Here is a 26,048-nt window from a genome sequence, read left to right on the forward strand (position 1 = left end):
GTTCAGCCTCAAACGAAGATCGCTCGCCAGTGTCAGGATGGCGTCCTTGTTACCGGCACCAGGCTTGGGGACGTGGAGGACAACTGGTGCGGCCACATCGGTAAGGCACGGCTAATCCCTCGCCGATCAGGATATGTCCCACATCTTGACCGTCTACAAATAGCGAACCGCAGAACCGCCCGAAGTTGCATTGATCTGTGCCCTCCGTCCCTGGCCGACAGGAGCACGCCACCCTCTCAAATTCTATCGCCGTCGCATTTTGCACCAACTGACGAAGACGTGCCGTGGCGCGTTCTCCGACCCGGCGCTCTGCGGTGCAGGACGGCTTCCATGTCTCAGGCGCGTTAAACCCGACGAGGCGCATATTCGCCGTCATGCCGCGGATGTCGACCGTGTCGCCATCAATGATCCGAACATCGCTGGCACGAAGGCCCTGATCTTGCGGGACAGATCTGACCGTGGATGGGGCTAAGGAAGACAGATAGCGGGATGACATCCAGCCGGTCCCGAGGTTTGATCGTATTTGAACCCACTGCCCGTCATCGCGAAGTTGTTCGACGCGCGTCCCCTTTAGCAAGACGCCCATCACGGCATTCGATGTGGAGGGTCCGGCTCGCTGGTTCACGCGCGCGCCTGTCACATAGGCGTAGGCAATATTGGTCGCTTGTCGTGGGGATTCTGTTGACGGGCTGTCAGACGTGGACCGTGAAGATGTTGAATCAAACACTGCTCCAACGACTGCGAAGAAAGCGACAGCGATAATCAGCGGAACCATGATTTGCCGTTGCGCCTTGCGCACGGCACGCCGGGGTGCGGTGATCGCACGGGTCACGGTCATAGGGCGGGATCGCGCCTGATAAGATTTGGAGCCGCGCTTTGGCACCGGAGTCGAATTGCGGTTGTTGTCTGTTGACGGGGTTTGAGCCGGCTTCTCCCTCTCCAATTTCAGGGTTTTGTGCAGGCTGGCATATTGGGCCTTGCTCAGGCGTGTCCTGGTCCCGTACCGCTCAAACCGTTCAGCCATGTTCGTAAGAAACGACATTTCCCATTCGTTCGCCTGCCCGGACTGCAAACGCGCATCAATGCGCGATTGAATCTCTTTGGTACGTTCCGGGGAGAAGGGCATCGAATGAAGAACCTGTGAATTTGGTATACGGCGCAACAAATGTCATTTGCGGCAACGGCACAAAAGACCGAGACTACATCGAGATACTTACAATTGGAATTGATGGCGAAGCCTCCGGTTTGGGAATCCCGCCACGTGTAAACGAAGAAAGGGCCGCCCGAAGGCGACCCTCTCTGATTTATTGATCTGCAGTCGTCTTAGCAGGGTCCGCGACCCGCATGACTGTCAGACCCTTCGCCTCGGCTTTCTGCCCGAGGTTCAGCGCGACCCCGTTGCCGCCGAAGAGAACAACCCCGGTCGCGGCGAACTTGTCGTCCAGCATCTCATCGTTACACTTGAACGGAGCGGCACGTCCGTGCGCGGACCAGCGCGGATCGAATCGCGCCTGTGCAACCCCACGGGCTCGTGCCCATCTTGCCGCGATCATCTCGGCCCCATGCTTGGCGCCCTTGTGGCAGATGAAAATATCCTGATTGCGGTTTTGCTTGATGCGATCCCGAACCTTGTCGAGTGTATTGAAGATAACGTCGATATCGGCCCAGTCGGTTGCGCCTGAGACGATCAGGGGAACCCCTTCGACTTTCGACTTGGCGGCTGTCTCGCGATCATGCTGTTCTAGGAGTTGCTTTGCTTCAAAGACAGCTCCTGTCTCTTGCGCTCGAACGCTGGCCCGTGATCCCGATGCCGGGATATAGCCATTGCCCGTCTCGACCTCGTAGCATTCTGCCGCTGCCTCGGACATCACCTCGATGGCGCCGACGATCTCGCGGAGCTGCAGGAAACGCGCTTGCGCCTCTTCCAAGGCGGTCTCAGCGATCTCCGATCCGTCATGGGATTTTGCCAGAGCCCCGATCTTGTCGGCCGTGCGATCAACTTCTTTGCCAAGAGCAACTTTGCGGCGCTGCAGGATTGTCGCCAGCCCGTGGGCGAGTGGTTCGATCTCGGCTTCAAGACCGGTGCTGCGAAGCTGACCGAGCAGGGTCTCAAAGGTTTCGCGGATGATGCTGTCTATTAGGATGTGATCCTCAGGGATCGGCAGGTCTGCGTCCTTCTCCGTCAGGCCGAATAGTTCGATGGTCTCGTATGTGTTCGCTTGATCGTAAGCCATGTTCTTATCTCCAGATGTTTGGCTCACCACGTGAGTGTGGCGGCATGGCCGAATGTCTGGTTCACCGAATCTGTTTGGGTCAGGGACGGCAAAGCCGCCAGCTTGCTGGGCGCAAAAGTTTTCCGAACGCATCGCTCACCACAAGCGCGCCATCAAACACCTGCCCGGCGCCCCCAACTCCCCCTAACCCTCGCCGAAAAGTTTTGCGATCCTTGACGCGGGCTGATTTGGGGGCCATCCGGAGGATATGCTTCCGCTCTCATGTATGTGTGTTTGACGGTAGGTTTGCCCAAACGAGCAGGCAAACGGCGCGACCGGACGCGGAAGACGGATGAAGCGGCGGGATCGTTTTGCAATTCGCAAAACAGACCGGAGCGCAATCCGGCGGAGCGGCCAGAGAACGACGTGCTCGTGAGACGGGCAAACCGGGTTGCTGGGCACAACGCCGCGGTGAGGACGCATGTCCGAATGCGCGATCGGCCAACGGTCGATATCTCTCCTGCGACACGCGAAGCCGAGCGGGGGAGGCCGTAAAGCTAAAGCGCTCGCCTTGGTCCAGCGCCCAAAATCGGCTATCAATTAGCAACCGCTAGAATATTCTTCTCCGACACCCCGGGCGGAACCCAGACATTCGCTGCGCTGCAGCTCCAGAACATGAGCTGACTTGACAGCCGACCTTGGTGCGATCGAGGCGGGCAGAGAATAGATGGCAGATGTGCCCGGATTTCCTGTGCAAGCAGCTGAAACTACGATATCGTCAAGGCAGTTGAGACAGAGGCTGGCCCTACTGGCCTGAAAAAGCCAATAATGGCTAGAGCGAAGTTACAGGCACCGATTTTGATGAGACCAAGAGACTATTTTCTCTACCATTTGAACTACACAGAGTTCGAAGAACTAGTCACAACGATTTGTAAGTACTGGCTTGGAGAAGGCGTTGGTCGTTTTGCAGAGGGCAAGGATGGCGGACGCGATGCTCGATTTAACGGCAAAGCAGATCGATATCCAAGTGAGTCAGGTTCATGGGACGGTAAGATCGTGATCCAGGCGAAGCATACCAAAACGCCGAATGCATCGTGTTCAGACAGCGATTTTCAATCGAATTTCAAAGACGCTGACAAAGGCGAGCGCCCAAAGATAAAGCGTTTGATGGATGAAGGGCTATTGTCCCATTATATGGTGTTCACGAACAGGAAGCTAACTGGCGGGGCCGATGAGAAGGTTCTAAAGGCGATCTCCTCCTTAGGAATGGAAGACGCGGTCATCGTCGGCCTTGAAGACATCGACCAGTTCCTTCATTCACATCCTGAGATCGCGCGATCACTACCCTCCCGTGCATATCAGCGACCTTTCGAGTTTGATGCAACTGACATGGTTGAAGTGATTGCAGGGCTAGGCGAGGTAATCACGGATACGGGCAGCAAGTTTGAAAGCGTCTCTGACCTCGAATTGGTGAATAAAAAGAAGGTCAAAAACAAGGTCAACAACATGTCGGCTTCATATTACCAAACGGTGGTTGTTGACGGGTTCATGGCGCTCTTTCCGGAAATGAAGGGCTTTTTGGAGAACGAGCGCAACGCCAACTACCGGGGAATGTATCATGATATCGCTGACGAACTGCGGCAGAAGATAGTGCTATTTCGGGATCAGTTTGACAGATTTGAAGAGGTGTTGGTCTACCTTTATGATGAGGTAAGAACCACTAAACCAGAGTTAGCCGGACGACGCAGATACATTACCTTCCTTCTGTGCTACATGTACTTCGACTGCGATATCGGAGAGCGCGAGCCACTCCAATGATCACACCCCACAAACATATGAACTTAGACGGTTCTGTTCTACGAGCTTCGTCCTTGATGCTTCGAGAAATATCAAGGCGTCGCACGCTCGAAATCGAAGTCCTAAGGGAGAGGCTGACAAAGAAACTTGGATCGGATTGCGCCCCCGTTTTCATGCCAGCGCTCAGTTTCCTCTACCTTCTCGGTAAAATTGAATACCATGCGAAAACAGACTCCGTTGAGTTCCGATCGGAGGCCGCCTGATGCAACTGAGTAGGCTATACTGCAATCGGCCTGACGTTTTCGGTCCCATCGAGTTTAATTCGAGAGATCAATCTCATCTCTTGAACGTAGTATTTGGCGCAGTCAGACAGCCGAAAAACAAGAACAGAGACTCTCATAACCTAGGTAAAACGACTCTGATTCACGTAATCGATTTTATGTTGCTCAAGGACATAACCGGCTCATCGCATTTCTTTGAGACTCACGCGCATCGCTTCGAAATGCTAACGTTGTTCTTTGAAATCTCGGTTGGTGATGGAACCATGGTAACGATCAGGAGATCGGTCGCTGAACCAACCAAGATTGCGATCGTTCGACATGAAGACGTGCTACTAGACCTTTGCAAAAATCCTCCCGAAGCCTGGGATCATGAAGATCTGTCGTTGTCGGCCGCTCGGGAGATCTTGGACGGGATCTTGAACCTTCGAGTGATCGAACCCTACGATTTCCGCAAGGCACAAACGTATTTTCTGCGCACTCAAGCTGACTACAATAGCGTTCTTCAGCTCCAGAAGTTCCAAGTTGGTCAGCACAAGTTTTGGAAGCCCTTCGTCATGACGATGCTAGGTTTTGACGAGAAGCCTGTCATGCGAAAATACGAACTCGATCAGAGAATCGAGACGGCTGAAGAAAATAAAAAGAAGCGTGAGGCAGAGCTTCAGGTTGAAGAACACGATCTCTTGCGGATGAATGCGGAGATAGCGAGTTTGCGGACGCAACTCAAAGAAACGGAAGAACAGCTTGATCGCTTCGAATTCTCAGATCAAGAGCGCCGGATGATGACCGAACTCGTTGGCGACATCGAGGCACGCGTACGTGACATAAACGGAGAACTCTACAACATCGAAATCGATGTTCGAAATGTGGAAAAGGCACTTTCCAGCAAGCTGGACTTCAAGCTCTCAGAAATCGAGAAAATATTCGAAGAAACTGGAGTCCATTTCCCAAACCAATTGAAGCGGAACTATGAGCAGCTTGTTGACTTCAACCGCGCGCTATCTCGCGAACGCAACCAATCACTTCGCGACCGTCGGAAGCAATTGCTAGATGCGCAGAGTTCATTGCGAGATGAAAAAGAAGCAGAAGACGCAAAACGCCAGCAATATCGGTCTATATTGCAAGACTCAGATACGCTTGAAAAATTTAAGGCGTTGCAAAGGGGTCTCTCGGAACAACGGGCAGAGCTAACTTATCTTGAAGGCCAGTATGCCCGTCTCACGGAAATCAGTGCGATCGAAGATCAAATCAGCGAACTGAAGCGCGATCGAAGCGTCGCTCAGGACGAGATCAAACAGCAGATCATTAAGAGTACAACACCGATGGATCGCATCGCGGAGAACTTTCGCACCTACTGCAAACGCGTACTTGATCATGATGGGTTATTTTTTCTCAACCAGAACACTTACGGCAACGCGGAGTTCAAGATTGAGCTGAAGGAGCGGATATCTTCGAAAGCATCTCGCCAAGCCGACGGCAAAAGCTACAAGCAGATTGTCTGCGCACTGTTCGACCTTGCTTTGCTCAAAGCCTACGAAGACGCCCCATTTTATCATTTCGTGTATCATGATGGCATCCTCGAAGGCCTTGATGATCGGAAGAAAACACTCTTTCTAGAACTCGTTCACGAAATTATCGCGCCATCGAAAATCCAGTACATTCTTTCAGTAATTGATGCAGATCTTCCACGGCTTGAAGACGGTAGTAAGGTCGAGTTCGATACGGACGAGATTATCCTGCAACTCGATGACAGCGGGGACAAAGGGCGCTTATTCCGGATGGCCGAGTTTTGATTCCAGTCCTGAGAAGCTTTTGGAGAACAGGAGGCCCTACGTTTTACCGTACCGCAAAACGTGGATTAAACATCGCGCTGTTTGTGTCGCAGCGAACGTCGTCATAGCTGGCTGCAACTGCAGCATTTTGTGTCACTTGGCACTTAATTGTAAGATTGCGGCAGTTCTTGCTTGGCTGGGCACTTAATTTGAGATTTCGGACGTAACCGGTCTCAAGTTAGTTGCATCAATATGGCGCTACGCCTCGTTCTAATCCCTTGTCAATCTTGTCGGAAACGGGGTCGGTCATGGCTGTTCAGCACCGAATGAGTTTCGGAGCGAAAGTCTCAAATTAAGTGCTCGCGCAACACACTGAAATCATTGGAAGCGCAGTCAAACAATTAAGTGTCAAGTGACTCCGCAGTCTTCGTCAGACGCGTACACGCGAGTTTGTGGTGGTTAAGGGTTTTGTTCGGGGGTATGATATGGGTGTTGGACCGATGCGATTTGGACAACAGCGTTCAAAAATAGCAGAAAAGCACGCTGACCCCGGAGGCAGCAACGCCTACCCGGCAGGTTATCAACGCCTCTCCACTCCCGGACACGAGTGTCACCCCGGGCGGGACATGAGTGTCCTGCAAAGCAGTATCCATTCAACCACACTCCATCCATGTAGACGAAGTGTCGAATATCCAATACAAATTAGGCCCCAGACACTGATGTCGCCCCGGTCGATTTGCTTTCCAACTGCGCATGCCCGATATCGAGATCAACAGGCGAATTGGAGATCAACATGGCGAAGCAGAAAACCGAACAAAACACCAAGCATTTGCGTGAGAACGAGAAGAAGTGGACAAAGCCGCTTCTAGACGCGGGATGGACCATGATCCCGAACGTTATCTTTGAGCGTCAACAAGCGCTTGGTCTTGATGCTATCGATATCAATATCCTGCTCCATCTTGCCTCGTACTGGTGGAAGGCCGGTGATCTGCCTCACCCGGGCAAAAAACGCATTGCAGATGCCATTGGTCGGGAACCCAGAACGATTCAGCGTCGCATCGCGCGAATGGAAGCCGGCGGTTTGATCCGACGCATTGAGCGGCGCGTGCCCGGTGTCGGCAGCAAGACCAACCTCTATGAATTCACAGGGCTGATCACAGAAGCGACCCCATTTGCGGCCGAGAAAATCCAGGAGCGCAAAGCTCTCGAAGCCGCGCGGGACGCAAAAGCTTCGAAAAAGGGCAAGCCGAAACTGCGTGTTGTCCCCAAGACAACAGATTAATCCAAGCCCATGCCAAAGTTTCCTTCAAAAGTTCTCGACGGTGTCACCTATGACATGACGCATCTCGATGCGCTGGCCATCGATGTTGAGTTCGAAGGGGAAACCTTTCGGACGCTAATCCATTTCTCCTGTCATTGCTTTACGGAAAAATTTGACGCAGCCGCGCATCATGCAGATGTGAGATATTCCTTTGCGGGGGAAACTCGGGCCTTCTGCGTGGACCGTCATGCTCTCTCGGCAGCCTTGCCGCAGTATTTCCAAACCTTGGGCAACCAAACGGTGTATCACACCCAAAAGGAAAGCTTCTTTTTCATCCGAACCGCTGCTGCTGATGGTGGTTCCGTTCCATATGTTGTGTTTTTTCGATCATATAAGTCAAATCAGGATGGTGTTGATGTTGTGATCAATGTCAGTTCTGCCTACCCAAAGCCTGGCATGACCAGTTGGGCGTCGCCGGTTAAGTTCCCTCGAATGGTGATGGCAAGAGCAAAAGATCGGGTTCTTCCATTAGGTCCCGCAACCAAGATCAAGAGGGCCTAAACGAAAATAGGCCCACATGGGGCCTACGTCCGTAGTCTAGAAGTGCGCGAGTCCATCTTGCGTCTCACAGAGAACCGCCGAAGCGATATGGTCACCGTATTGCCTGACGAATCAGGCTCACTCGCTCATAGGCGACAAAGGAAACATAGGGCCTGTTCGTAAACAAATCAAGAAGCTGGGGGACACCATTGTCTTGGCGGTTGCTTCCCTGCATCGTCTTACCAATCAGAAACACACAGGTCATACGTTCAGGTCGTTTATTTGCCAATTTCTGCAGCCACTTTCGCAAGTCGTCATCGTCCCGATTCTGGATGACTGACAGATGCAGATAGGCAAGCTCGCACGCCCAACGTTCAGATAAGCCGTGCTGGTCCATATCCGAGCCGAAATTGAGTGTAGCAAGTGGCAATTGGGCGCCATGATCAAACGTCCATTCTGTCCGCAGTTCGTAAATGCGACTAGGTTGATACTTTGCACTCGCAGCGAATGGCGGCAATGCTGGCTGCGACCGCGGCATTGAGATGTCATGGCGACTGTCTGCTCAGGGCCGCTTTGGAGCGTGGCGCTTTGGAATGCGTCCTCCCATCTTCTAGCGACGCCGGGGTCGGACATGGAGTTTGCCATTTCAAGATGGGCTTCTCGCAACTCCGCCATGAACGCTTTCTGAAGTTCCTATCCACCCTCCTCCAACTCTTGATTCCGGACTGCCAACCTCTGCTCAACCGGCAGCTTGCAGATCTGAGAACGGTATCCTATCCTACAAATGCTCTTTGCAGGAGCATGGCACTCGCCGTTTCGAAGCTGCAGGCAGCACTGCTCGTCAAAATCTCTTCCTCAACAGCTCACTTTCCGGCTTGAGGGACGTCTGGCGAGTGGCGTTTTATCTCAGGCCCGGAGATAGCAATGTTGATCGAAGATATCCGACCCACCACCCTCACTGGGGTCAAACGGCTTGCAAAAGACCTGAAAAAGAGCAAGGGCATCAAACATTCTGATGCGCTGGACATGGCTGCGCAATCTGCCAACTGCGAGAACTTTCGCCACGCCCAAAAGATACTCCCAATGCGGGGTGTAAAGCACGACGCGAACTACGTGCTTCTGACAATCTACTGGAGTGACAAGGACCGCGGCCATCGATGTGGCCGAGAAACTCTGCGAATTGAACTCTCCAAACCCATCCTCGACCTCTGCGATAAAAGTGGCCTGAAATATGTCCGCGGTTTTGGAAACCTCAGAATGGTGGCCAGCGATCATTTCATTTGCGACGACATCGCGCCAAGCCAGGACTACGCAAGGGGTAGGCTTTGCACGGCAGAACGTTCTCTGCGCTTCATGGAACACACGGGGTTGCGGCCCTATCGGAACCGGAGCACGTATCCAAAGGTGCTGGACGAAGACAAGCTGCCAAACACCGATCATGCAACGTCCTGGATTGACCATGAGCACGGCCAGTTCATTCTAGTCGATGAGCCTTATGGCAACGCACCGGACCTTCAGGCCCGCGCGGAATGGTCTGCACGTACAGGGTGGCGAATTAAAAAGTCCGATTGGTCGGGCATGTACTACCCTTACGACTGCGACCTCTATGTCGGCGTCGATGGAAAATCCAGCTACGATTTCGATGCCTTGATGGCAAAGATCAACGCGATGCCTGCCCCGGTTGTCAGTGACGCCTGGCCTGGAGAGTCCGTGTCCTCGTGGGAAACCTTCCTGAGCCCGATGGCAAAGACGCGCCAGGACAAGCGCCGCGCAAGATGCAAAGGCATGATCTATCCGTCGCCAAGCAAAAACACCGTTCCCTACACCAGCAACCCAGGTTGCCGCGACCGCCGCCCTGCGGGCGAACTTGGGATCCAAGATCATATCGACGCAGGGCGGATCATCAAGGCCATGATGCGGTGTGATCTGTCGCGCTATGCAGTGTACTCGCGGTTAAACTCTCTGCGATCGGAATTGGAAGACTGGCTGGCTCTTGAAATCCGCCGTGGCGAACTTGATGGCCCTGAATTCTTCGATGTCTACTATCGGTGGACGGATGCTGATGAAGCCCTTTTGAAGAGCTTGAGTTCAAAAAGCGACGTGATCGCGTCCCTGCGTGATCTGGAGCGAAAATTGACGCGTGCCTACCCGGATTGCGCGCCGCGCCGGAAACAACTTCGGAGGATTACAATGTCGATTTCGAGGCTTGAAGACGCAACTTGACCGCCGAGTTGATGGTTCCGGCATCATGAATGCTCTTGTGTCTCCTGGAGCTGATCCTGTCAAAGGCCGGTCAGCATCCAGCATGAATTGGATCGGCATCCCGGATGTGCCGATCCATAGCTCTGTCAGAAAAGGACCCACTCGATCATGAACTATGCCGACATTTGCAGAGACGCCTTCGCTTTGGTCGATGACATCGGCAACGGGTCTTTCAACACCGAATTTAGCGAGCGTGGGACAATGGCCACCACGGTGGAAGTGGCTATGCCGGTGCTGGCTGTGTTTCGAACGCTGGACCCGGATGACCCGGCCTCCGTCGCTGAGGCCAGATCAAGACTCGCGGCCCTCGCCGGCTCGGAGCAAGGTGTGTTCTCCCGATACCCCGCTCTGGCGGAGTTTGCACTCGGCGAAAGCATCGTCCTTCAGTAGTCAAAGGACTAGTCACCGGTCGAACGCAGTCCAATCGCTTTGGGCAACGACGCCCTACTTGCCGTCTCGAATGCGCTTGAGAAAGTCCCGGTCCTTTGGGTCGACGCCATCCATAATGGCCTCGACCTGCCGAAGATGTTGAGAAGCCCGCCTCACATCGCGGGGAATGAGCGCTCGGATCTTGGTACGTGACACATCCTCCACAACCTCGTGGCCTTCGTGAATCGCCCACCCCAAAAACCCCGTTTCGAATCGCGCTTTGATATCACCATGCAGCGACAGCTTTTTCACTGGCTCCCCCTCGCGGAGGCGCAGAACTTGAAAGTCTCTGTGGAAGCCGCCGCGCCAGTTCTCTTCAAGAGCGCCTGATTTTCGGGAACGCTTTGGCATCGGTGTGAGCGACACGTGCAGAAAGACATCTGGGTCATCGATGTCTACCAATGCCAAAGCCAAATCCAGGGGCTCGCCCAAAGTGCTCATCGTCCAGATGTTGTGATCGACCAGGTACTTGTCATGATGCGCCCAATACTGGCCCTTCGGTATCCAGAACATAGGCCGGTCATCTAGGCGTTCCGGCACCGTAAAATCCTCAAGTTCCCAGATTTCCATGAGCGGCTGAGACAGTTTGAACCGGATGGCCCCCGCATCTTCGAACTGTTTCAGACCCAGGTGAGGGACTGTGGCAGACGCCAACCGTAGCGCCAAATCGACATCCGTGATCGACGGGGTTTCTCCCTCATCCAACAGCACACGTGCACCCTGGGACTTGAAACTATCATCAGAACCTCGGCTGTAATGTTCGGGGATCGATACCACGCCGTCGAAGGGCCCAAGCAGGATGCAAAGGGAGGGACAAGCCCCCTGGGCCAATGTGGGGTAGAGATCGACGGAATCGAGATTTTGGATAGCGTTGTAGACAAGCTGCGCCACATGTGGGTCGAGATCAGGCGCATAGACCCTTTGAACGTTCAGCTCCCCGTCCCGGCTCAGGATGAATTTGGCGTAAATCGATGCCTCGCTATAACCATTACCCTCTGTAACGTTCAGCTGCAGCCCGATGATCGGATCGCCAGCATAGCGCATGCCAAACAAGGGGCGGATTTCCGTTGTCAGGTCGATCAGCTCCATCCTGCTCTCGTCGCGTTTAATCTCGGCAAGCCGCGCAGGATGTTCAGGAGCGGACCGATCCATCGGCGGGATCAATCTCGCATTGCTCTCAGAGAGGACGGTCTGGTGTCCGGACTGTCTTGCCCGCAACGCGCCCCAGTTCGATCCTGGGCTTAACGCGGCCGCAATATCGTTCAGAAGGGTCAGTTTGGTGGGGCGATCGTCGCCAACCCACCGTTGCAATATGCGATCAACACCCTTCGACAGGTGATCGAGATTGATTGGTAGTGTTCCGGCTGGTTCGGTTTTTTCAGGTATGTTCATTTTGCTCATCCCTCTCACGCGCATTTGAATCCAGTTTAAGCCGTGGGCCCTATGGCAGGAGTCAAAAAGCACGCGGCTGATTGAGCAAACTGAAGATATCTAGATGCTCGGCAAACCAAGATCCAATGGGCCCGGATCAGGTTCGCTGGGTTGGTTGCCACCTACTGCGCCGACCTGCCTAAGCAGCGCGCCAGTCCCACATGAGCTGGGTGAAGTTTACGCATTTTACGTTCACGACGCAACTAGCCCTGTGGACTGGGATGTCGTGGTCTGTGTTGTGCTACTTTGGATCCAGTCTGCTGATGAGGACTAGCAAAAGGAGTGCTCCAGAGCCGAGAGCGCCGCCGGTCAGTCAATCAGAAAACGATCGCAGTGTGTTGCAGACCCGCATGCCAATTCAGGATCGTCCACGCCATGAGCGATCATCGTACCGCCCAGCATCTCCTGATCTTCGGGGATAAACCGAACAAGTGGGTCCGTCGTGTCGCAGGGCCAGCCTATGAGATCGAACAGGCATGCAGATGCAGCGAATGGCAGCTCTGACGGGCCGCACCGCAGAAACTCAAAAGTCGGATCGAAGTCCGGTTTGGGCTAATCGCAACAAGCTGAATTTTCTGCTCAAGCTAAATGCTGCGGGACGGCATTTGGGAAAGAGAACTCTTTCGAGACTTTTGCTGCGCAAGTCTTCTATTTCCGGTTTGGGCCGCACCTAAACGCCTAGGAAAGCGCAGGTGTCTCTCGATCATACAAACAAAAAAGGGGAACCGCGTTGCCGCGGCTCCCCTGTCCTGTCAGTCGATGGTTTCGCTTCAATCAAGCAACCAGCGCCAATCCACCGCTGGCGTCCGGCTGCTGATCTCCGCTATGCACGAACGGAATGATCGAGAACGTCTGCCCGCCACGCTGCTCCTCGTTCTGCACGGCATTGACACGCAAATCACCGTCAGGCGTGTTGATCAGCAACGACAGATAATCGTTGCCGGTCCGAGTGCTCTTCGCCATCCAAGCGGAACCGACGCGGATCGCTTTGCCCTTCGGCGAGCTGACCTCGATCCGGTAATCGGGATGGGTTTCCTCGGTCTTGTAGCCATTCTCGATGAGCATGAAATCCAGATCGAACATCATGTTGGCGATGTATCCTGCGAAGGCGTTGTCAGCATCCATCGCCGTCAGCTCGCCCGAGATTGAGCCAGACTTCATCGCTCCGTTCGAGACCAGCGGGATGATCTCGAAGTCTTCACTCTTGGCTTTACGCGCTTCCTGCGTCTGCACGGCATTGACGCGGAATGGCCCAAGGCCAACATCCAGCTGCATCGAGATGTAGGGATTACCGCTTGTGTTTCCGATCTCGTTCCAGGCTGTGCCAATACGCACCTTGCGGCCTGATTTATTGACCGCCGTGACGTCATAGTCCGGGCTGCGCTCTGACATCTTTGCGCGGGTTTCCAACTGGATCGCGATGTCGAACTTGGTGTTGTGGATTGTGCCGGTGAAGACAGCGGCTGCGGTGTCGGCGTTTTTCGTGAGGTTTCCTGCGAACATGGGTCTTATCCTTCTTGGGTTATCGGGGCCCGACATCTTGCCAGACCATCCGAGATTGCTTTTCGACCCCTTGTGGGATCACAAAACAGAAAGCCTGCTTTCAACTTTCTCCCGACCTCTCAAACAGTGCAAAGCCCTAAATGGACGCACGTCGCCACAACACCAGCGCGACCCATTCTTTGCCCAATGGTCAAATGGGATGTTTCAGACATCACGATCGGCAAGGAAGAACTCCTCTTCCTGACCATTTAGACGGCCCCCACTACGGTCAGTCAGGCCAATGGCACTGCCGTTGTGCTCAAAGACGATGAGATACTGGCCCAGAGAATCCTTGCGAACCACATATCCCTCGTTTGACCAGTGAACGGAGGTCCCTGCGTCCACAGCTGTTTTGATTTCCGCGATGTTCATATGTCTCTCCATCTGGATTTACTAATATCGGCCGCGCACCCGCCAATATGGGCGGGCACGCGGTCTCTGCATTTGGTGGAAGTGCTACTGTCGCCCGCAACGCTGATCAGGCTGCGCTGCGGATACTTGGGTGCCCATCGCCAACGATGCGGGCGAGTATTGCCGCCGCATCGACACCCGCCCCGTTCGGGACAAAGACCCGCAGCTGGAAGGCGATGATTTCTGTAAAACACCCGAGGGCTTTGAGACCATCGATCGTGCCCTTGTCAGCGCCACCAATCTCCAAGCGCACATCACCCGCAACGCGGCGGCGCGTCAGCGTCAGGCCGCGCCCCAGATCGACGGGTGCTGTCGTGCCAAGGGCAGCTGTCAGCATTTCACCCGGTGTTTCGGGAATCCCTTTCATGAACCGCGCCCGAAGGGCTGCGGCCCCCTCCTCGCTCAGTGTGCGGCCAATCATGCTCGCAAAGCCCTCGGGCGTGACGCGATAGATACGCTCGTTGCTGGTCGGAATGGTCTTCCAGATCGGAAGCAACAGACCCGTGAGCAGGTAGAGCTTTGTCGTGGTGGTTTTAGGCAGGCTGTCGGCCTCCTCGTCCCAAAGCCGGATGAACTCTGGTTGCTCGACCGCCTCCCAAGCCGAGGCTTCGAATTTCCCCTCCTCGAGGTAGGATTTGCCAGTTGGCCGCACAACCTTGCGCATCAGGGTTACGATATCTTCGTCATACATCTGCATCGGGCGTTTCGAGATCAGCCCAACCCGGCCCGAAGCGCGATTGACCATAGGGATTTTGTCGAAGTTATTGCGAAGGGCATCATCGGCGGTCGCTATATGAACTGGATCCGTCACCTCCAATCCAATGATACGTGTCACAGCCCCGGATTGCGGGCAGGTCCATAGATCTTCTACTGAGACCTGCTTGATCGTCTCGCCCCGCAGCGTCTCCACCCCGAGATCAAGTGTACCAGCCTCGCGGGCGCGTTCGGTCTGATCGGCGATGCGCTGCATGAACTCTGCGAAGAGCGCGTTCTGCATATGGATCGGTAGCGCCAGCACACGGTTGAGAAACCGCTGGATCGGCGGCAGCTCTTCTAACAGCATGCCGTCCTTGTCGATCAGCCGCAATGCCGTCCAGTCGGTAAAGGTCTCATAGCCCATCGCCTCCGCACGCCCCGCGGCAAGATCGGCGTAGTATCCACGCAGCGCGGACCGCGCGATAGGGCTTTCAAGATTGTCCTCCTCGCGAAACATGCCTTGCGAGCCTGTCTCGCGTTGGCCTTTGGTGAGCGCGCCAAGCTGATCAAGCCGTTTGCTGATTGTTGAGGTGAAGCGTTTTTCACCGTGCACGTCCGAGGTGCAGACCCGAAAGTACGGCGCGCTGACCTGCGCCGAGCGATGCGTGCGCCCAAGTCCCTGAATGGCTGCATCCGCACGCCAGCCGGGTTCCAGCAGGTAATGGCGACGCCGCTTCTGGTTTTTCGCTGTTTGCGCCGCATGATAGGATCGCCCCGTGCCTCCCGCATCCGAGAAGATCAGGATGTTTTTCTCCCCATCCATAAACGCCTGCGTCTCGGACGAATTGCTGCTCGCAGCGCGCTTTTCGATGAAGAGCGCGCCGTCGCTGGATTTGAGCGGGCGGATGGACCGACCCGTGACTTCTGCCACGGCCTCATCCCCGAACGCCCAGAGGATTTGATCCAGTGCCGCGGGGATCGGGGCCAGCGCCATCAGGTCCATCATCGCTTCGTCCCGCAATGCTAAGGCTTCGCGAGAGACGACCAAGGACCCTGTTTCATCCCGCAGCGGCTCTGCGACGACATTGCCATCAATCTCGACAAGCTTCTGGGTGTGGATTGGAAAGGCCTGTTCGAGGTAGCCGAGCACATAGTCGCGCGGCGTCAATGCCCCCTCGACCAGTTCGTCATCGGGGTCCATGACCTCCAAGCGCCGTTTCAAGAGGCTTTCGCCCGTTGAGACCACTTGGATAACACAGGCATAACCGTCGGATAGGTCCTGCTGAATGGCGCTGACAATCGACGGGGCTTTCATGCCCATCAACAGATGATTGAAGAAGCGCTGCTTTGTGCTCTCGAACCGCGACTTGGCGGAGGCCTTTGCAGCTGAAGCATTTGTCTCTCCCGAGGCATCATTGACGCCTGCCGCGGTCAGTGCGGCCTCTAAGTTGTGATGGATGGTGCGGAACGCGCCCGCATAGGCATCATAGATCTCCGTTTGGGCAGGCGTCAGTGCATGTTCCAGCACATCGTATTCGACCCCGTCAAAGCTCAGCGCACGTGCGGTGTAGAATCCGAGTGTTTTGAGATCGCGGGCCACCACCTCCATTGCCGCCACACCGCCCGCCTCCATCGCTGAGACGAAGCTCTCGCGGCTGGGGAACGGATATTCCGGTCCTTGGCCCCAGAGCCCGAGCCTAGATGCATAAGCAAGGTTGTGGACAGATGTGGCCCCCGTCGCCGAGACGTAGAAGACGCGGGCGCGCGGAGTGGCGAGTTGCAGGCGCAGACCCGCAAGACCCTGTTGGGACGGTTTTGCCCCCCTGCCCTGCTCCGATCCAGCCGCATTTTGCATCGCGTGGGCCTCGTCAAAAGCGAGCACACCGTCGAAGTCGTCACCCATCCACGCAAGCAGCTGGTTCAGGCGCGTGGTGCCGCATTTACCGGCGGAGCGCAGTGTTGCATAAGTCACGAACAGAATGCCGTCGCCCATGGTGACGTGCTGGTCGGGCTTCCATTTCGAGAGTGGCTGGATATCTGCGGGCGAGCCACCGAGATCCGTCCAGTCGCGCAAGGCGTCTTCAATCAGGGTTGCGGATTTTGACACCCAAACGGCCTTGCGCCGCCCGGAAAGCCAATTAACCAGAATAAGGCCAGCGCACTCGCGTCCCTTACCGCAGCCGGTGCCGTCCCCGAGGAAATACCCCAAGCGGTAGGCACGTGCCTTCGCATCCTCATCACAGCGCAGCATCTTGGTCTGGTCGTCATCGATGGTGAACTTGCCGGGCAAATCCCGCGCATGGGCATCGTTGGCCATGATGATGGTTTCAAGTTGGGCCTCAGAGAGATGGCCCTCTGCGATCAAGCGGTTTGGCAAGCGCAACCCCTCGGCGGATTGCAAGGACGGCACGGGTGGTGCGACCGAGGCCATCGCAATGCTCTCAACCAACGGCGTCGGGTGTTCCTGTGCACCCGCAATGTCGATCCGCTGTGGGCGATAGCGGGCATAGATCTCGGATATGGGGGTGTTTTCGCGCGGCGTCTCGAGCGTGGCGAACGACAGCGGTGTCGCTGCGTGTTTAGGTGTTTTGGCAGCAGATGCGTTTGATGCGTCAAGTTTGCGCACCTTGTGAGGCGCGGATCCCATCAGGGGGCGCCCGATATGCAACGAGCGCGCCGCCGTCACAGACGCTACAATCGACCGTGTTGCGGCGATCTGGTCGACAACGCTGACTGATGCTGCGAGATCGTCCACGGAGGTGCGGATCATCTCGCTGGCCTCGTCGACCTTATCAAAAACCATCAATTGCGTATCCACGCTGGTGCCGAGCTTGCGGTAGACATGGCCCGGGATGGTCAATGCTAACCGCGGTGTGAGAAGGCTCAGTGCCCGCACCCAATGTGCAGCATCCCGTTCGGGGGTGAAGCCCATCGGCATGATCGCGACGAGGCGTCCGCCGGGTGCCAACCGTTTCGCGGCCCCGATGAGATGTTTGGCGGCGATGTGCTTATCGCGGGAGCGATCGACCGAGGACGCAAACGGCGGGTTCATCACGATAACGCTGGGGGCGGTTGTTGATATCAGCAGATCATCGATATGTTCGGCGTCATGTCCCATCGCCTGCGCGTCGAACACCACATCCAGCAGCCGCTGGCGAAATGGATCGACTTCGTTGAGCATGAGCTTGGCCCCTGCCCGCTTGGCAAAGCCTGCCAATGAGCCGGTTCCCGCAGAGGGTTCCAACACCGTCTCACCACTGCGGATCGCCGCCGCGCGCACGGCGAGGGCCGCGTAAGGCAGCGGGGTCGAGAACTGTTGCAGGCGGATCTGTTGCTCGGAACGCCGTGTTTCTGTCAAGAGCCGCATCGCGAGGTTCTTGGCAGCACCAAGTGGGCCTGACCCGCTCGCATTCAAGAGAATTGTCTGAACAGCAGCAGCCTGCATCATGTCGTAGGCCATACGCCAATTCCATGCACCGCTGGCATCGCTGCCGCCAATGGTGTCGCGCATGATCTTCGAGAGAGAGGAGCTGCGCAGAGGACCGCGCGCGATCTCGGCGGCGATCAGCGACAGGGCTGATTTAAGCTGAGCGTTAGATCGGGATTGATTGGAGTGCTTCTGGTTGGCATGGGCCATGGTTTCTGTCCTTTGTGAAAATGAAATTCACAGAACAAAAAGCCACCTTTCCTCTTTCAAGGTCACAAAGGGCGCTAAAGCTAGAAATTTGGAATGGTCAGGGAAAGCTCAGGCTCACCCGGCGTTAAGCGACCGCAGCCACTCTGCAAATCCTTGCTCACTAACCCCGTCTGATGCCAGGTCTTCCATCATCCGAACACCCACTCCGGGATCAGGACGTATCGCAATGCCGTTAAGCCGTAGAAACGTGAACGCGGCCACGAAGGCGGTGCGCTTGTTTCCGTCGACAAAGGCATGGGCCTTGGCGATGCCAAATGCGTAAGCCGCAGCGAGCGCATAGGCATCCGGATCGCCATACCCGGCCTGATTCAAGGGCCGGGCACAGGCAGCTTCCAAAAGCGCTGGATCGCGGGTGCCCGACGCACCTCCGTGGCGGGCGATCTGTCGATCATGAACAACATACAAGGCAGGCAGCGGCACCCAGACCCATTGGGTCATGCAAGCGCCTGAAGCAGGTCGCGGTTCTCATCCATGACTGTCTCCGCTGCGGCAAGTGCTGCCTGCAGTTCGGGATCTTCAGTCATCAGCTTCAGCCCGCCGTCATCAGTGCGCACTGCATAGAGCGTGTCGCCTTCCTTGGCATCAAGCAGCGCAAGCATTTCGGTGCTCAGCGTCATGACAGCAGAGTTGCCGACTTTACGGATTTTGGATTCAATCATAGCCTACCCTCTCGTGTATACGAATGTATATACCCCAAGTGACCATTTTGTCAAGTTTTGGGTGTTTGGTACCCGTCAACAAGCCAGCGATCCGATCAAGACCGAATGCGGCGCTTTTCATCAATGAGCACCTGAACGCGCCGCATCACCTGCTCCTGAGATCTTGCAGGACTCAGATCATCCAGCGCCTCTTGGACCCTGGAACGAAACCAGGCTTCATAAACCTCAGTGTCAGCGGCCACGGAAATGATCCGCGATACCGTTGTCCAGGAGATTGCCCAGATCCTCGGGTATATCGGTCACATCAAGTGCCACCTGCGATCTGCGGCCAATCGTGAGAGCCTGAAACCGCTCCATCGACATGACCCAAAAGCATGACTTGCGATGCTTAGTGATGGCAACCGGGACGACGGTCGCTGCCTCGAAGAGATCCCCTGTGTTCCGGATCAGATCATCCACTGCAAACTGTCTCATTTTGGGACTCCTCACTACCTGTATGATTCAGAATATACGGATATTCATAATGTTCTGAATGAAGCACTCGCCTGCCCGCTTAACGGACCTTCGCGCAGATCGCAGCTAAGGTGCCGAAAGAGCCCAAACCATCAAATGCTGCACAATTTACAAATGGCTGCTTTTCCCAAAGTAGAAATCTAAATCTGCAAAAGAGTTGACTGTACCCAATTTTGTATATTGGATACAATTATGAAAAACTCATCCAATACAGTTGTCGACCATCTACGTACCCAAATCTTAGATGGTGCAATATCTCCTGATCAGCCGATCCGGCAAGATTTGATCGCGGAAGAACTCGCGGTGTCACGCACACCCGTGCGGCAAGCGCTTCATCAGCTCGCGGGTGAGGGGCTTGTCACTTACGACGCGAATCGCGGAGCGCGTGCGGCACCTATTCTTGCTACCGATGTTCGAGACCTGTTCGATATGCGACTAGCCTTGGAACAGATCGCGTTAGCGGCAGCGTTTCAAAGTCACGACAAACGTGTTTGGGCCGAGGCAGAAATGGCACTCGATCGTGCTGAACAGACAACCGATGCGCTTTTGCTTGGCCAGGAAAACGCGGCGTTTCACATGGCGCTTTACGCGCCATGTGAAAGAGATCTGCTGTTGAATACAATTTCTGGCCTTACCAAACGAGGGGTGCGGTCAGAAATTATCGCCCTTTCCATCGGCACACGCTCGGATCAATCCGACGCTGAACACCATGCTTTGCTGGCGGCTTGCCGAACAGGAAAACTTGAAAATGCTCAAAACATATTGACGGCCCATCTCGTCTCAGCCCGAGACGACACGCTTGCCGTGCTAAAGTCGTAAAATTTATCTAAGGACCATATCATGCCCGTTTTAAATTCAATTGCCGCCTTTGCCGAAGACATGACCGCATGGCGTCGTCACCTTCATGCAAATCCCGAACTGTCCTATCAAGAACATGAAACGGCGGCCTTTGTTGCTGAAAAACTGAAGTCTTTTGGCATCGAAGTAACAACAGGCGTTGGCGGAACGGGCGTCGTTGGGGTGCTCGTCGGAGCAAAGGGCGATGGTCCGACAATCGGCCTTCGTGCTGATATGGATGCGCTGGCAATAGAAGAGAAAAACAACACGCCGTACCGGTCCGTCAATGTTGGTGTGATGCACGCCTGTGGTCACGATGGACACACGACGATGTTGCTTGGGGCTGCGCGGCATCTGGCGCAAGATCGTGCCTTTGCCGGAAAAGTTGTTTTCATCTTTCAACCTGCCGAAGAAATGGGTGGTGAAGACGGCGGAGCCGCGCGGATGATGCGCGAGGGCTTGTTTGAGAAATTCCCTTGCGACGAAATTTATGGAATGCACAACTGGCCCGGCATGGCGATTGGCACATTTGCGGCCAAAGGCGGCCCCATGATGGCATCAGGCGACGGGTATGAAATTACGATCCGATCCAAAGGCATGCACGCGGCACAACCCCAGAGAGGTGCCGATACCGTTCTGACAGCCGCACAAATCACTGTCGCACTGCAACAGATTGCATCACGCCAGACTGACCCGCTGCATGCCATCGTTGTTTCGACAACACAGATACACGGGGGCGACGCGTATAATGTTTTGCCTAACGAAGTCGTCTTGCGCGGAACAGTTCGGGCGTTCCATCCAGAAGCGCGAGCGCAGGCCGAGCCTTCTTTACGGACTATTGTAGAGGGCGTTTGCAAAATGACTGGCGCAGAAGCGACGGTACGTTACGAACGCCAGTATCCAACGCTGGTAAACGATCACGGTGCCGCTGATCGAGCATTGGCATCAGCAGGTAAAGTGTTCGACACAGTAAATGCGGCACCGCCACAAACTATGATCGTTGAAGATTTCGCGTTCATGTTGGAAGATCGTCCGGGATGTTATGGTTGGATCGGGAATGGTTCTGACGAAGACGCGTGTATCCTGCACAGTGCTTGGTTCGACTTTAACGACGAGGCTTTGCCCTACGGCGCATCTTGGTTTGCAGAAGTGGTGCAAAGCAGATGAGCCAGCAGCGGTGATGCGGTGTAAGTAAGTTCACCAATAAAAAAGCGGACCTTCATGTATCCGATGCGAAGGCTCGCTTTTCCCGCGTTGCGGACTGTGACGTAGAGGAGCTTAACGTCCGCTTCAAACGGTCACGGGCCAACCTGACTTCGTGACTATACGTTATGGCTGGCAAAAAACTCTGCCAACACCGCACTGCCCTCAGCTATTTCGCGACTGATGAGCTCCGATCCCGCCAGTGATGCCTTTGAGAGCCGCACAAGACTGCCGGTTTCCTCGATGCGGTAGCAGCGCCGTTTTTGACGCCCGCGCCTGTAATGGGTTGCTGTGACGATCTGGCAGGTGCTGCCATCGCTGAGCGTCAAAGGGGATGCGAGCTTGACCTTGTCGCCCTCAGCGTAGTCTGGGATCGCGGCCCAGTCCCGACAGCGTTGCCGCCAGGCGTGGGCATAGCTGCCGGGGTCTTTCAACTCGGACAGGAGATTAAGAAGGCTCAGCGGCGCGCGGGATTCGCCCGGACCAGCGCTTTCTTCCATGTCTTTGTAGCCCCAGCACCCGTCGTCATACCGCGTCAGAAACACCGCACCGAAGGTGAACGACCCATCTTTGTCGATCACATATGTTCGATCCTCCAAAGGCACCTGATCAATGCTCTCAACCTTTGCTGCCGCATACCACGTCAAGCCAACCTTGCTGACTTTGACCAGTGTCGTGCGGCGCGTATCTGTCTCGAAGGTGCAGAGACGCGTGATCTCTGCCTTCTCATCGGCGTAGGTCTGAATCCGCCGGTCGGTGTAAAACAACCAGCCCACTACGCTGCCCTCCGGTCTTCAAGTTCCTTCAGCGCATCAAGCGGCACGCGATACGGCTGCATGGCGTCGAAGTCCGCACAGTTGCCGCAGTTCTGCACTATGGCAAAGGTGTCGCAGGCGTCCTTCAAGACCACTCGGAATGTTCCGCCAAGACCCGAAGGCACCTCATAGGTGCCACCAATCAAAAAATCCGACGCGCGGCGCACAAAGACGCGGATGGAATGACCATCGGTGGCCAGTCGAATGGCCCCCTGCCCGCGATCAATAAGTGTCTGCACATCGTCAAGGAAGTCTGTGTAGAACTGCCCGGTCAGATCGCGGAACGCCATTTGACGCCGTGCCATCCAATCGCTGTCCCGAAATGGATTGATGCCGTTCGCAAAGGCCAAGCTGGGATCGGACTGCTCGGTGGTGACAATACGCGTGGTAGAGCCATCGATACCGTTGGAGCGCAGATGCACGCCGTTGCCAACGATGAGGATCAGGGCCGGCTTGTCGATTGGCCCGTTCCAATTGGGCAGGAAGGTTGAACACGAGCGCGCGTGCGTGATTTGCGCCGCAACAGCGGACGCGGTGAACTTGAGAATAGCCATGGGGATGTCTTTCTTGATGTTTCAACGGGGTTTTCGGAATGTGACTCGCGCCTGATGTTTCCAAGCGCGGGTCTCCTCAAAGGATCAGGCGGCTTTCGCTTGAACAGTCTCGGTTTGAGCGGCGTCTTCCTCTGCATCCACAACCAAACTAACGCCACCGGTCGTTTGCATCATCGGCGGACACCATGCGGCAACGGCCGCGTGTTGTGCCTCTGTCAGCGTTGCAAATGGCTCGGCGAAAAGCTTGTCACAAAAGGCAACGATCTCTTTCTTGCTCATGGAGGCCAGTGTGACCGCCTCCTGCGCGAGGCCGAGCTCTTCGCCAAGGATTTTGAGCAGCCACGCCTTCTTGAACCGGTTGAACAGCGCCGCGTTCGGCGTCCAATGCGCGCGAATGTCAGGCATGACCTCGATCTCGAAGTCGTGCATCAGGCTGTCGCTCTGAACGCTGCGCGCCAAACAGGACTGCGTCGTGCTGGCCGTGGCATAGGCGACCAGTTTGGCTTTCTCGCCAGCTTCAAGTGCGCGGAACGACGCAAACTGATCTGCCGGAGACTTCGCCTCGTCCGCCCAGGACAGATCGAGCGCGTCATGCGCCTCGGCCACCTGTTCCAGCGATGTGCCATCGATCTCATCCATCTTGGCGTGGCTGCGGTATTCCTTGCGGGCCTCGACCTTGATGCCGTGGGTTGCGCTCATGCCACCAAGCACATCCGTGACCAGCTTGAACAATGTCAGATCGAGCGTGGCTTCGGGATGCAGGGTCATGGCAGCCCCGAGCGCCATTGCCCGTTCGGTCTTGAGGTCTTGGGTCAGCGAGGCGGGATAGACGATTGCGTCTGCGCCCTGCCCTTCTGCGTCGCCAGACGTGCCACTGGCGCTGGTCGTCTGCGATGTCGCCTCAGGCTTGTCCTCTGGCCGTACCAAGCCGACATGCAGCGTAATTTTGCCGTTTGACCAGGATGCGATGACACCACCCTGCGCAAGATCGTCTGCACTGTAGGCCTCTTGCAGATCCCGCGCTTCTTCCTCGAGCGCATCCACGCGATCGTAGAGGGCATTGTAGGCATCCGTCTCGAGGGTTTCGTCCTCCATTTCAAGTTGCAGTTTCTCCAGCTCATCGGTGATTGCATCCACGCGCTTTTGACCAGTGGCATCAGGCTCGATCAGTCCCGGATAGACGCGACCATATTCTGCCATCGTTGCATAATCGTAGCGCACCAACGCCTCGGCCCATGCAAACCCCATTTGGGCCCGTGCCTCTTCGGCGGCGGCGGTGAGTTTCTCGACCATGATCACCTCGACCAGCGCGATGTCTTCCAACACCGAATGCTCCTCGAGCAGATCAGCAGCGATGGGACCACCCCGCGCCTCATAGTCCTCGCGCACGAAGGCCCCGATATCGTCGCTCACCTGCACACCGCGGGTTTTGAGCGCCTGACGCACCATATAGGCCTGCACATAGCTGTCATCGCCTGTCAGTGCCTCATACACCTCAAGCTGCACGGCCTGGCTTGGATGGTCCGCAAAGGCCTTCATTGTATCGAGCGTGATCGTCTTGGCGCGCGCCGCAGCGCGAATATCTGGGTGGATTAAACCATAACGCAAACGGCCTTTGACGGCGGCGATTGTTGTCCCGAAGGTCTTGGCGATGGTGTCCGGCGATTGGCCATCAACCTCCATCATGCGCGCAAACGCCTCGAACTCGTCGATAGCGTTCATCGGTGCCTGCGTGATGTTCTCGGCCAACGATAGGGCCGTGGTTACATCACAGTTGTCCGGCACCAAGCGGCATTCGATCTTGGTTTTGATGGTGAAGCCCTTGGCGGCCTTATCAGCGACCAATTCGTTCAAGGCAGCGCGACGTCGACCACCTGCCAATACGCCGAACTTGCCATCGATCTTTTGCACAAGCAGCGGTTGGATGATGCCCAGAACGCCGATGCTGGCTTTGAGGTTGGAAATATTGTCGGAGGCATATTCCTCCGGTGACTTGCTGCGCACATTGGCGGGGTGGGCGACAAGATCGCCAATGGCGACGGAAACGGATTTGAGTGCATTTGTCATGTGATGTCCTTATTGAGATGTTTGCGCCGCCCCGAACACTCGGAACGGCCTGACCAATCCCCGGATTTGAGGATCAAATGACAAAAGGCCCGCTTTCCCTTTGTAGGGGTCAGCGAGCCTTCAGATTGTGCTTCGTTTGTGAGGTTAGGCCCCCTGACCTACCAATCAGACGCCATCATGATGGTCAGCACGCGCACGGTGGTTGCGGGATTGTCTGGGGTCTCAGCACCATATCGAAAATCGCTATCCGCCTCATAAAGATCGATTTTCCAGAAGACCTTTTGCCCTCGGATACCTACCGCGCCAAAGTCGTGGCAGCCGTCAGGATCATTCTCGGGTTCAAAGACGTCGAACGCACCTGTTGCTTTGACCGCCTCAGCCATGAAGCCATCCTCGGCCTCCACAAGAGACCGTGTGACATGCATGCGGCCCGCAATCGGCTGATCCGGTGCAATGCCAAGGCAGGCGAGTTTACGGAAAGCATCATTCTGCGCCGCGATTGTTGCGATGTCGGGGCCTTCGGTTTGAGGGAGTGCGGAAGTGGTCATGGGTCTGTCCTTTCGAGTAAATTAAAAACACAAAACCCAAAGCTTGCTTTCTCTCTTTGAGAGCCGCCGCATGCGACAGCACCAAACTTCTCATGCCGCCTGATCGGTAGCCCCCGCCCTGCCCGCCTCCGACCTTGCGATCAGATAATCGCAGGCCTTCTGGGCATCGGCAGCGTGTCTGAAAATCGCCGTCTTGTCCGAGCGCAGCACACGTAACCAGTGGTACAAGTAGGAGGCGTTCAGCTCGAGCGTATGCGCGGTGAACCCAAGCTCCTGCCCAAGAAAGCAGGACGTCAGTTCTGCGACAATCTCTTCACGGGAATAGGCTGTGTTGCCAAAGCGGCTCAGACCGTAGTCTCGGTGCAGGCGATGGGGCGCTTTTGTGGCATGGGCGTTATGCCGATGTCGGCATAAGGGTCATAATGCCGCGCTCCGGTTTATGCCGCGCCGACCCTTACAACCTGTTGCGTTGCGGTTAGATCGGCGCAGCATATCGGCATAATTCAGAGCGCTTCGAGGAATG

At 55.6% G+C, this 26,048-nt stretch carries 22 protein-coding genes and 2 pseudogenes; 9 read left to right on the forward strand and 15 right to left on the reverse strand.

Going from position 1 to position 26,048, the window contains the following annotated elements:
* Nucleotides 1-49: 49 nt before the first annotated feature.
* Both QQL78_RS18355 and QQL78_RS18360 read right to left on the reverse strand, forming a co-directional pair.
* Nucleotides 50-1,162, reverse strand: coding sequence for an SH3 domain-containing protein (locus QQL78_RS18355; protein WP_284375879.1), 1,113 nt, complete (start codon nucleotides 1,160-1,162; stop codon nucleotides 50-52).
* Nucleotides 1,163-1,304: 142 nt separating this feature from the next.
* Nucleotides 1,305-2,234: a DUF2493 domain-containing protein gene (locus QQL78_RS18360; protein WP_284375881.1), complete on the reverse strand. Its 930-nt coding sequence runs from the start codon at nucleotides 2,232-2,234 to the stop codon at nucleotides 1,305-1,307.
* Nucleotides 2,235-3,041: 807 nt separating this feature from the next.
* Between QQL78_RS18360 and QQL78_RS18365 the strand changes: the two genes are divergently transcribed.
* The 5 genes from QQL78_RS18365 to QQL78_RS18380 all read left to right on the forward strand — a co-directional run bounded on the left by QQL78_RS18365 (nucleotide 3,042) and on the right by QQL78_RS18380 (nucleotide 7,882).
* Nucleotides 3,042-4,031 carry an ABC-three component system protein gene (locus QQL78_RS18365; RefSeq protein WP_284375882.1) on the forward strand — a complete coding sequence of 330 codons (990 nt, stop codon included), beginning with the start codon at nucleotides 3,042-3,044 and terminating at the stop codon, nucleotides 4,029-4,031.
* A 56-nt stretch (nucleotides 4,032-4,087) separates the two neighbouring features.
* Complete coding sequence (locus tag QQL78_RS21710) at nucleotides 4,088-4,273, forward strand: ABC-three component system middle component 8 (protein WP_431358337.1); 186 nt, start codon at nucleotides 4,088-4,090, stop codon at nucleotides 4,271-4,273.
* 176 nt (nucleotides 4,274-4,449) lie between these two features.
* Nucleotides 4,450-6,081 (forward strand): DUF2326 domain-containing protein, encoded by a 1,632-nt coding sequence (locus QQL78_RS18370; protein ID WP_284375884.1) that lies wholly within the window; start codon nucleotides 4,450-4,452, stop codon nucleotides 6,079-6,081.
* Nucleotides 6,082-6,853: 772 nt separating this feature from the next.
* Nucleotides 6,854-7,342: a helix-turn-helix domain-containing protein gene (locus QQL78_RS18375; RefSeq protein ID WP_284375886.1), complete on the forward strand. Its 489-nt coding sequence runs from the start codon at nucleotides 6,854-6,856 to the stop codon at nucleotides 7,340-7,342.
* 9 nt (nucleotides 7,343-7,351) lie between these two features.
* Entirely contained in the window at nucleotides 7,352-7,882 is a 531-nt protein-coding gene (locus tag QQL78_RS18380) for a hypothetical protein (RefSeq protein WP_284375888.1), read from the forward strand.
* Between the two features lie 91 nt (nucleotides 7,883-7,973).
* Here QQL78_RS18380 and QQL78_RS18385 read toward each other — a convergent pair whose 3' ends face one another.
* A complete protein-coding gene (locus QQL78_RS18385) occupies nucleotides 7,974-8,399 on the reverse strand; it encodes a hypothetical protein (RefSeq protein WP_284375890.1) in 426 nt (141 codons plus the stop codon).
* A 386-nt stretch (nucleotides 8,400-8,785) separates the two neighbouring features.
* Between QQL78_RS18385 and QQL78_RS18390 the strand changes: the two genes are divergently transcribed.
* Both QQL78_RS18390 and QQL78_RS18395 read left to right on the forward strand, forming a co-directional pair.
* Nucleotides 8,786-10,084 (forward strand): DUF5623 domain-containing protein, encoded by a 1,299-nt coding sequence (locus QQL78_RS18390; RefSeq protein WP_284375892.1) that lies wholly within the window; start codon nucleotides 8,786-8,788, stop codon nucleotides 10,082-10,084.
* Nucleotides 10,085-10,231: 147 nt separating this feature from the next.
* Complete coding sequence (locus QQL78_RS18395) at nucleotides 10,232-10,513, forward strand: hypothetical protein (RefSeq protein WP_284375894.1); 282 nt, start codon at nucleotides 10,232-10,234, stop codon at nucleotides 10,511-10,513.
* A gap of 54 nt (nucleotides 10,514-10,567) precedes the next feature.
* Here the strand turns inward: QQL78_RS18395 and QQL78_RS18400 are convergent, their stop codons facing one another.
* The 7 genes and pseudogenes from QQL78_RS18400 to QQL78_RS18430 all read right to left on the reverse strand — a co-directional run bounded on the left by QQL78_RS18400 (nucleotide 10,568) and on the right by QQL78_RS18430 (nucleotide 19,462).
* Nucleotides 10,568-11,944, reverse strand: a complete 1,377-nt coding sequence (locus QQL78_RS18400) for a hypothetical protein (protein WP_284375895.1) — start codon at nucleotides 11,942-11,944, stop codon at nucleotides 10,568-10,570.
* Nucleotides 11,945-12,757: 813 nt separating this feature from the next.
* Nucleotides 12,758-13,486 carry a DUF736 family protein gene (locus QQL78_RS18405; protein WP_284375897.1) on the reverse strand — a complete coding sequence of 243 codons (729 nt, stop codon included), beginning with the start codon at nucleotides 13,484-13,486 and terminating at the stop codon, nucleotides 12,758-12,760.
* Between the two features lie 219 nt (nucleotides 13,487-13,705).
* Nucleotides 13,706-13,897, reverse strand: a pseudogene (locus tag QQL78_RS18410) (hypothetical protein); the annotation flags it as partial.
* Nucleotides 13,898-14,003: 106 nt separating this feature from the next.
* Nucleotides 14,004-18,269: a strawberry notch-like NTP hydrolase domain-containing protein gene (locus QQL78_RS18415; RefSeq protein WP_284375899.1), complete on the reverse strand. Its 4,266-nt coding sequence runs from the start codon at nucleotides 18,267-18,269 to the stop codon at nucleotides 14,004-14,006.
* 114 nt (nucleotides 18,270-18,383) lie between these two features.
* Nucleotides 18,384-18,767 carry a type II toxin-antitoxin system death-on-curing family toxin gene (locus QQL78_RS18420; RefSeq protein ID WP_284375901.1) on the reverse strand — a complete coding sequence of 128 codons (384 nt, stop codon included), beginning with the start codon at nucleotides 18,765-18,767 and terminating at the stop codon, nucleotides 18,384-18,386.
* Nucleotides 18,764-18,988: an AbrB/MazE/SpoVT family DNA-binding domain-containing protein gene (locus QQL78_RS18425; RefSeq protein WP_284375903.1), complete on the reverse strand. Its 225-nt coding sequence runs from the start codon at nucleotides 18,986-18,988 to the stop codon at nucleotides 18,764-18,766. Before QQL78_RS18425 ends, QQL78_RS18420 begins: the two co-directional genes overlap by 4 nt.
* 231 nt (nucleotides 18,989-19,219) lie before the next feature.
* Complete coding sequence (locus QQL78_RS18430; RefSeq protein WP_284375904.1) at nucleotides 19,220-19,462, reverse strand: type II toxin-antitoxin system prevent-host-death family antitoxin; 243 nt, start codon at nucleotides 19,460-19,462, stop codon at nucleotides 19,220-19,222.
* 231 nt (nucleotides 19,463-19,693) lie between these two features.
* Between QQL78_RS18430 and QQL78_RS18435 the strand changes: the two genes are divergently transcribed.
* Complete coding sequence (locus QQL78_RS18435; RefSeq protein ID WP_284375906.1) at nucleotides 19,694-20,320, forward strand: GntR family transcriptional regulator; 627 nt, start codon at nucleotides 19,694-19,696, stop codon at nucleotides 20,318-20,320.
* A 21-nt stretch (nucleotides 20,321-20,341) separates the two neighbouring features.
* Nucleotides 20,342-21,505 carry a M20 aminoacylase family protein gene (locus tag QQL78_RS18440; protein WP_284375908.1) on the forward strand — a complete coding sequence of 388 codons (1,164 nt, stop codon included), beginning with the start codon at nucleotides 20,342-20,344 and terminating at the stop codon, nucleotides 21,503-21,505.
* A 155-nt stretch (nucleotides 21,506-21,660) separates the two neighbouring features.
* Here QQL78_RS18440 and QQL78_RS18445 read toward each other — a convergent pair whose 3' ends face one another.
* The 5 genes and pseudogenes from QQL78_RS18445 to QQL78_RS18465 all read right to left on the reverse strand — a co-directional run.
* Nucleotides 21,661-22,317, reverse strand: coding sequence for a DUF6927 domain-containing protein (locus QQL78_RS18445; RefSeq protein ID WP_284375910.1), 657 nt, complete (start codon nucleotides 22,315-22,317; stop codon nucleotides 21,661-21,663).
* Nucleotides 22,317-22,910 carry a regulator gene (locus QQL78_RS18450; RefSeq protein WP_284375912.1) on the reverse strand — a complete coding sequence of 198 codons (594 nt, stop codon included), beginning with the start codon at nucleotides 22,908-22,910 and terminating at the stop codon, nucleotides 22,317-22,319. Before QQL78_RS18450 ends, QQL78_RS18445 begins: the two co-directional genes overlap by 1 nt.
* Before the next feature lie 84 nt (nucleotides 22,911-22,994).
* Entirely contained in the window at nucleotides 22,995-24,977 is a 1,983-nt protein-coding gene (locus tag QQL78_RS18455) for a ParB/RepB/Spo0J family partition protein (RefSeq protein ID WP_284375913.1), read from the reverse strand.
* Nucleotides 24,978-25,135: 158 nt separating this feature from the next.
* Complete coding sequence (locus QQL78_RS18460) at nucleotides 25,136-25,525, reverse strand: DUF3768 domain-containing protein (RefSeq protein ID WP_284375915.1); 390 nt, start codon at nucleotides 25,523-25,525, stop codon at nucleotides 25,136-25,138.
* A 90-nt stretch (nucleotides 25,526-25,615) separates the two neighbouring features.
* A pseudogene (locus QQL78_RS18465) lies at nucleotides 25,616-25,918 on the reverse strand (zincin-like metallopeptidase domain-containing protein); the annotation flags it as partial.
* Nucleotides 25,919-26,048 lie beyond the last annotated feature (130 nt).

Source organism: Sulfitobacter pacificus (assembly GCF_030159975.1).
GTDB lineage: Bacteria > Pseudomonadota > Alphaproteobacteria > Rhodobacterales > Rhodobacteraceae > Sulfitobacter > Sulfitobacter pacificus.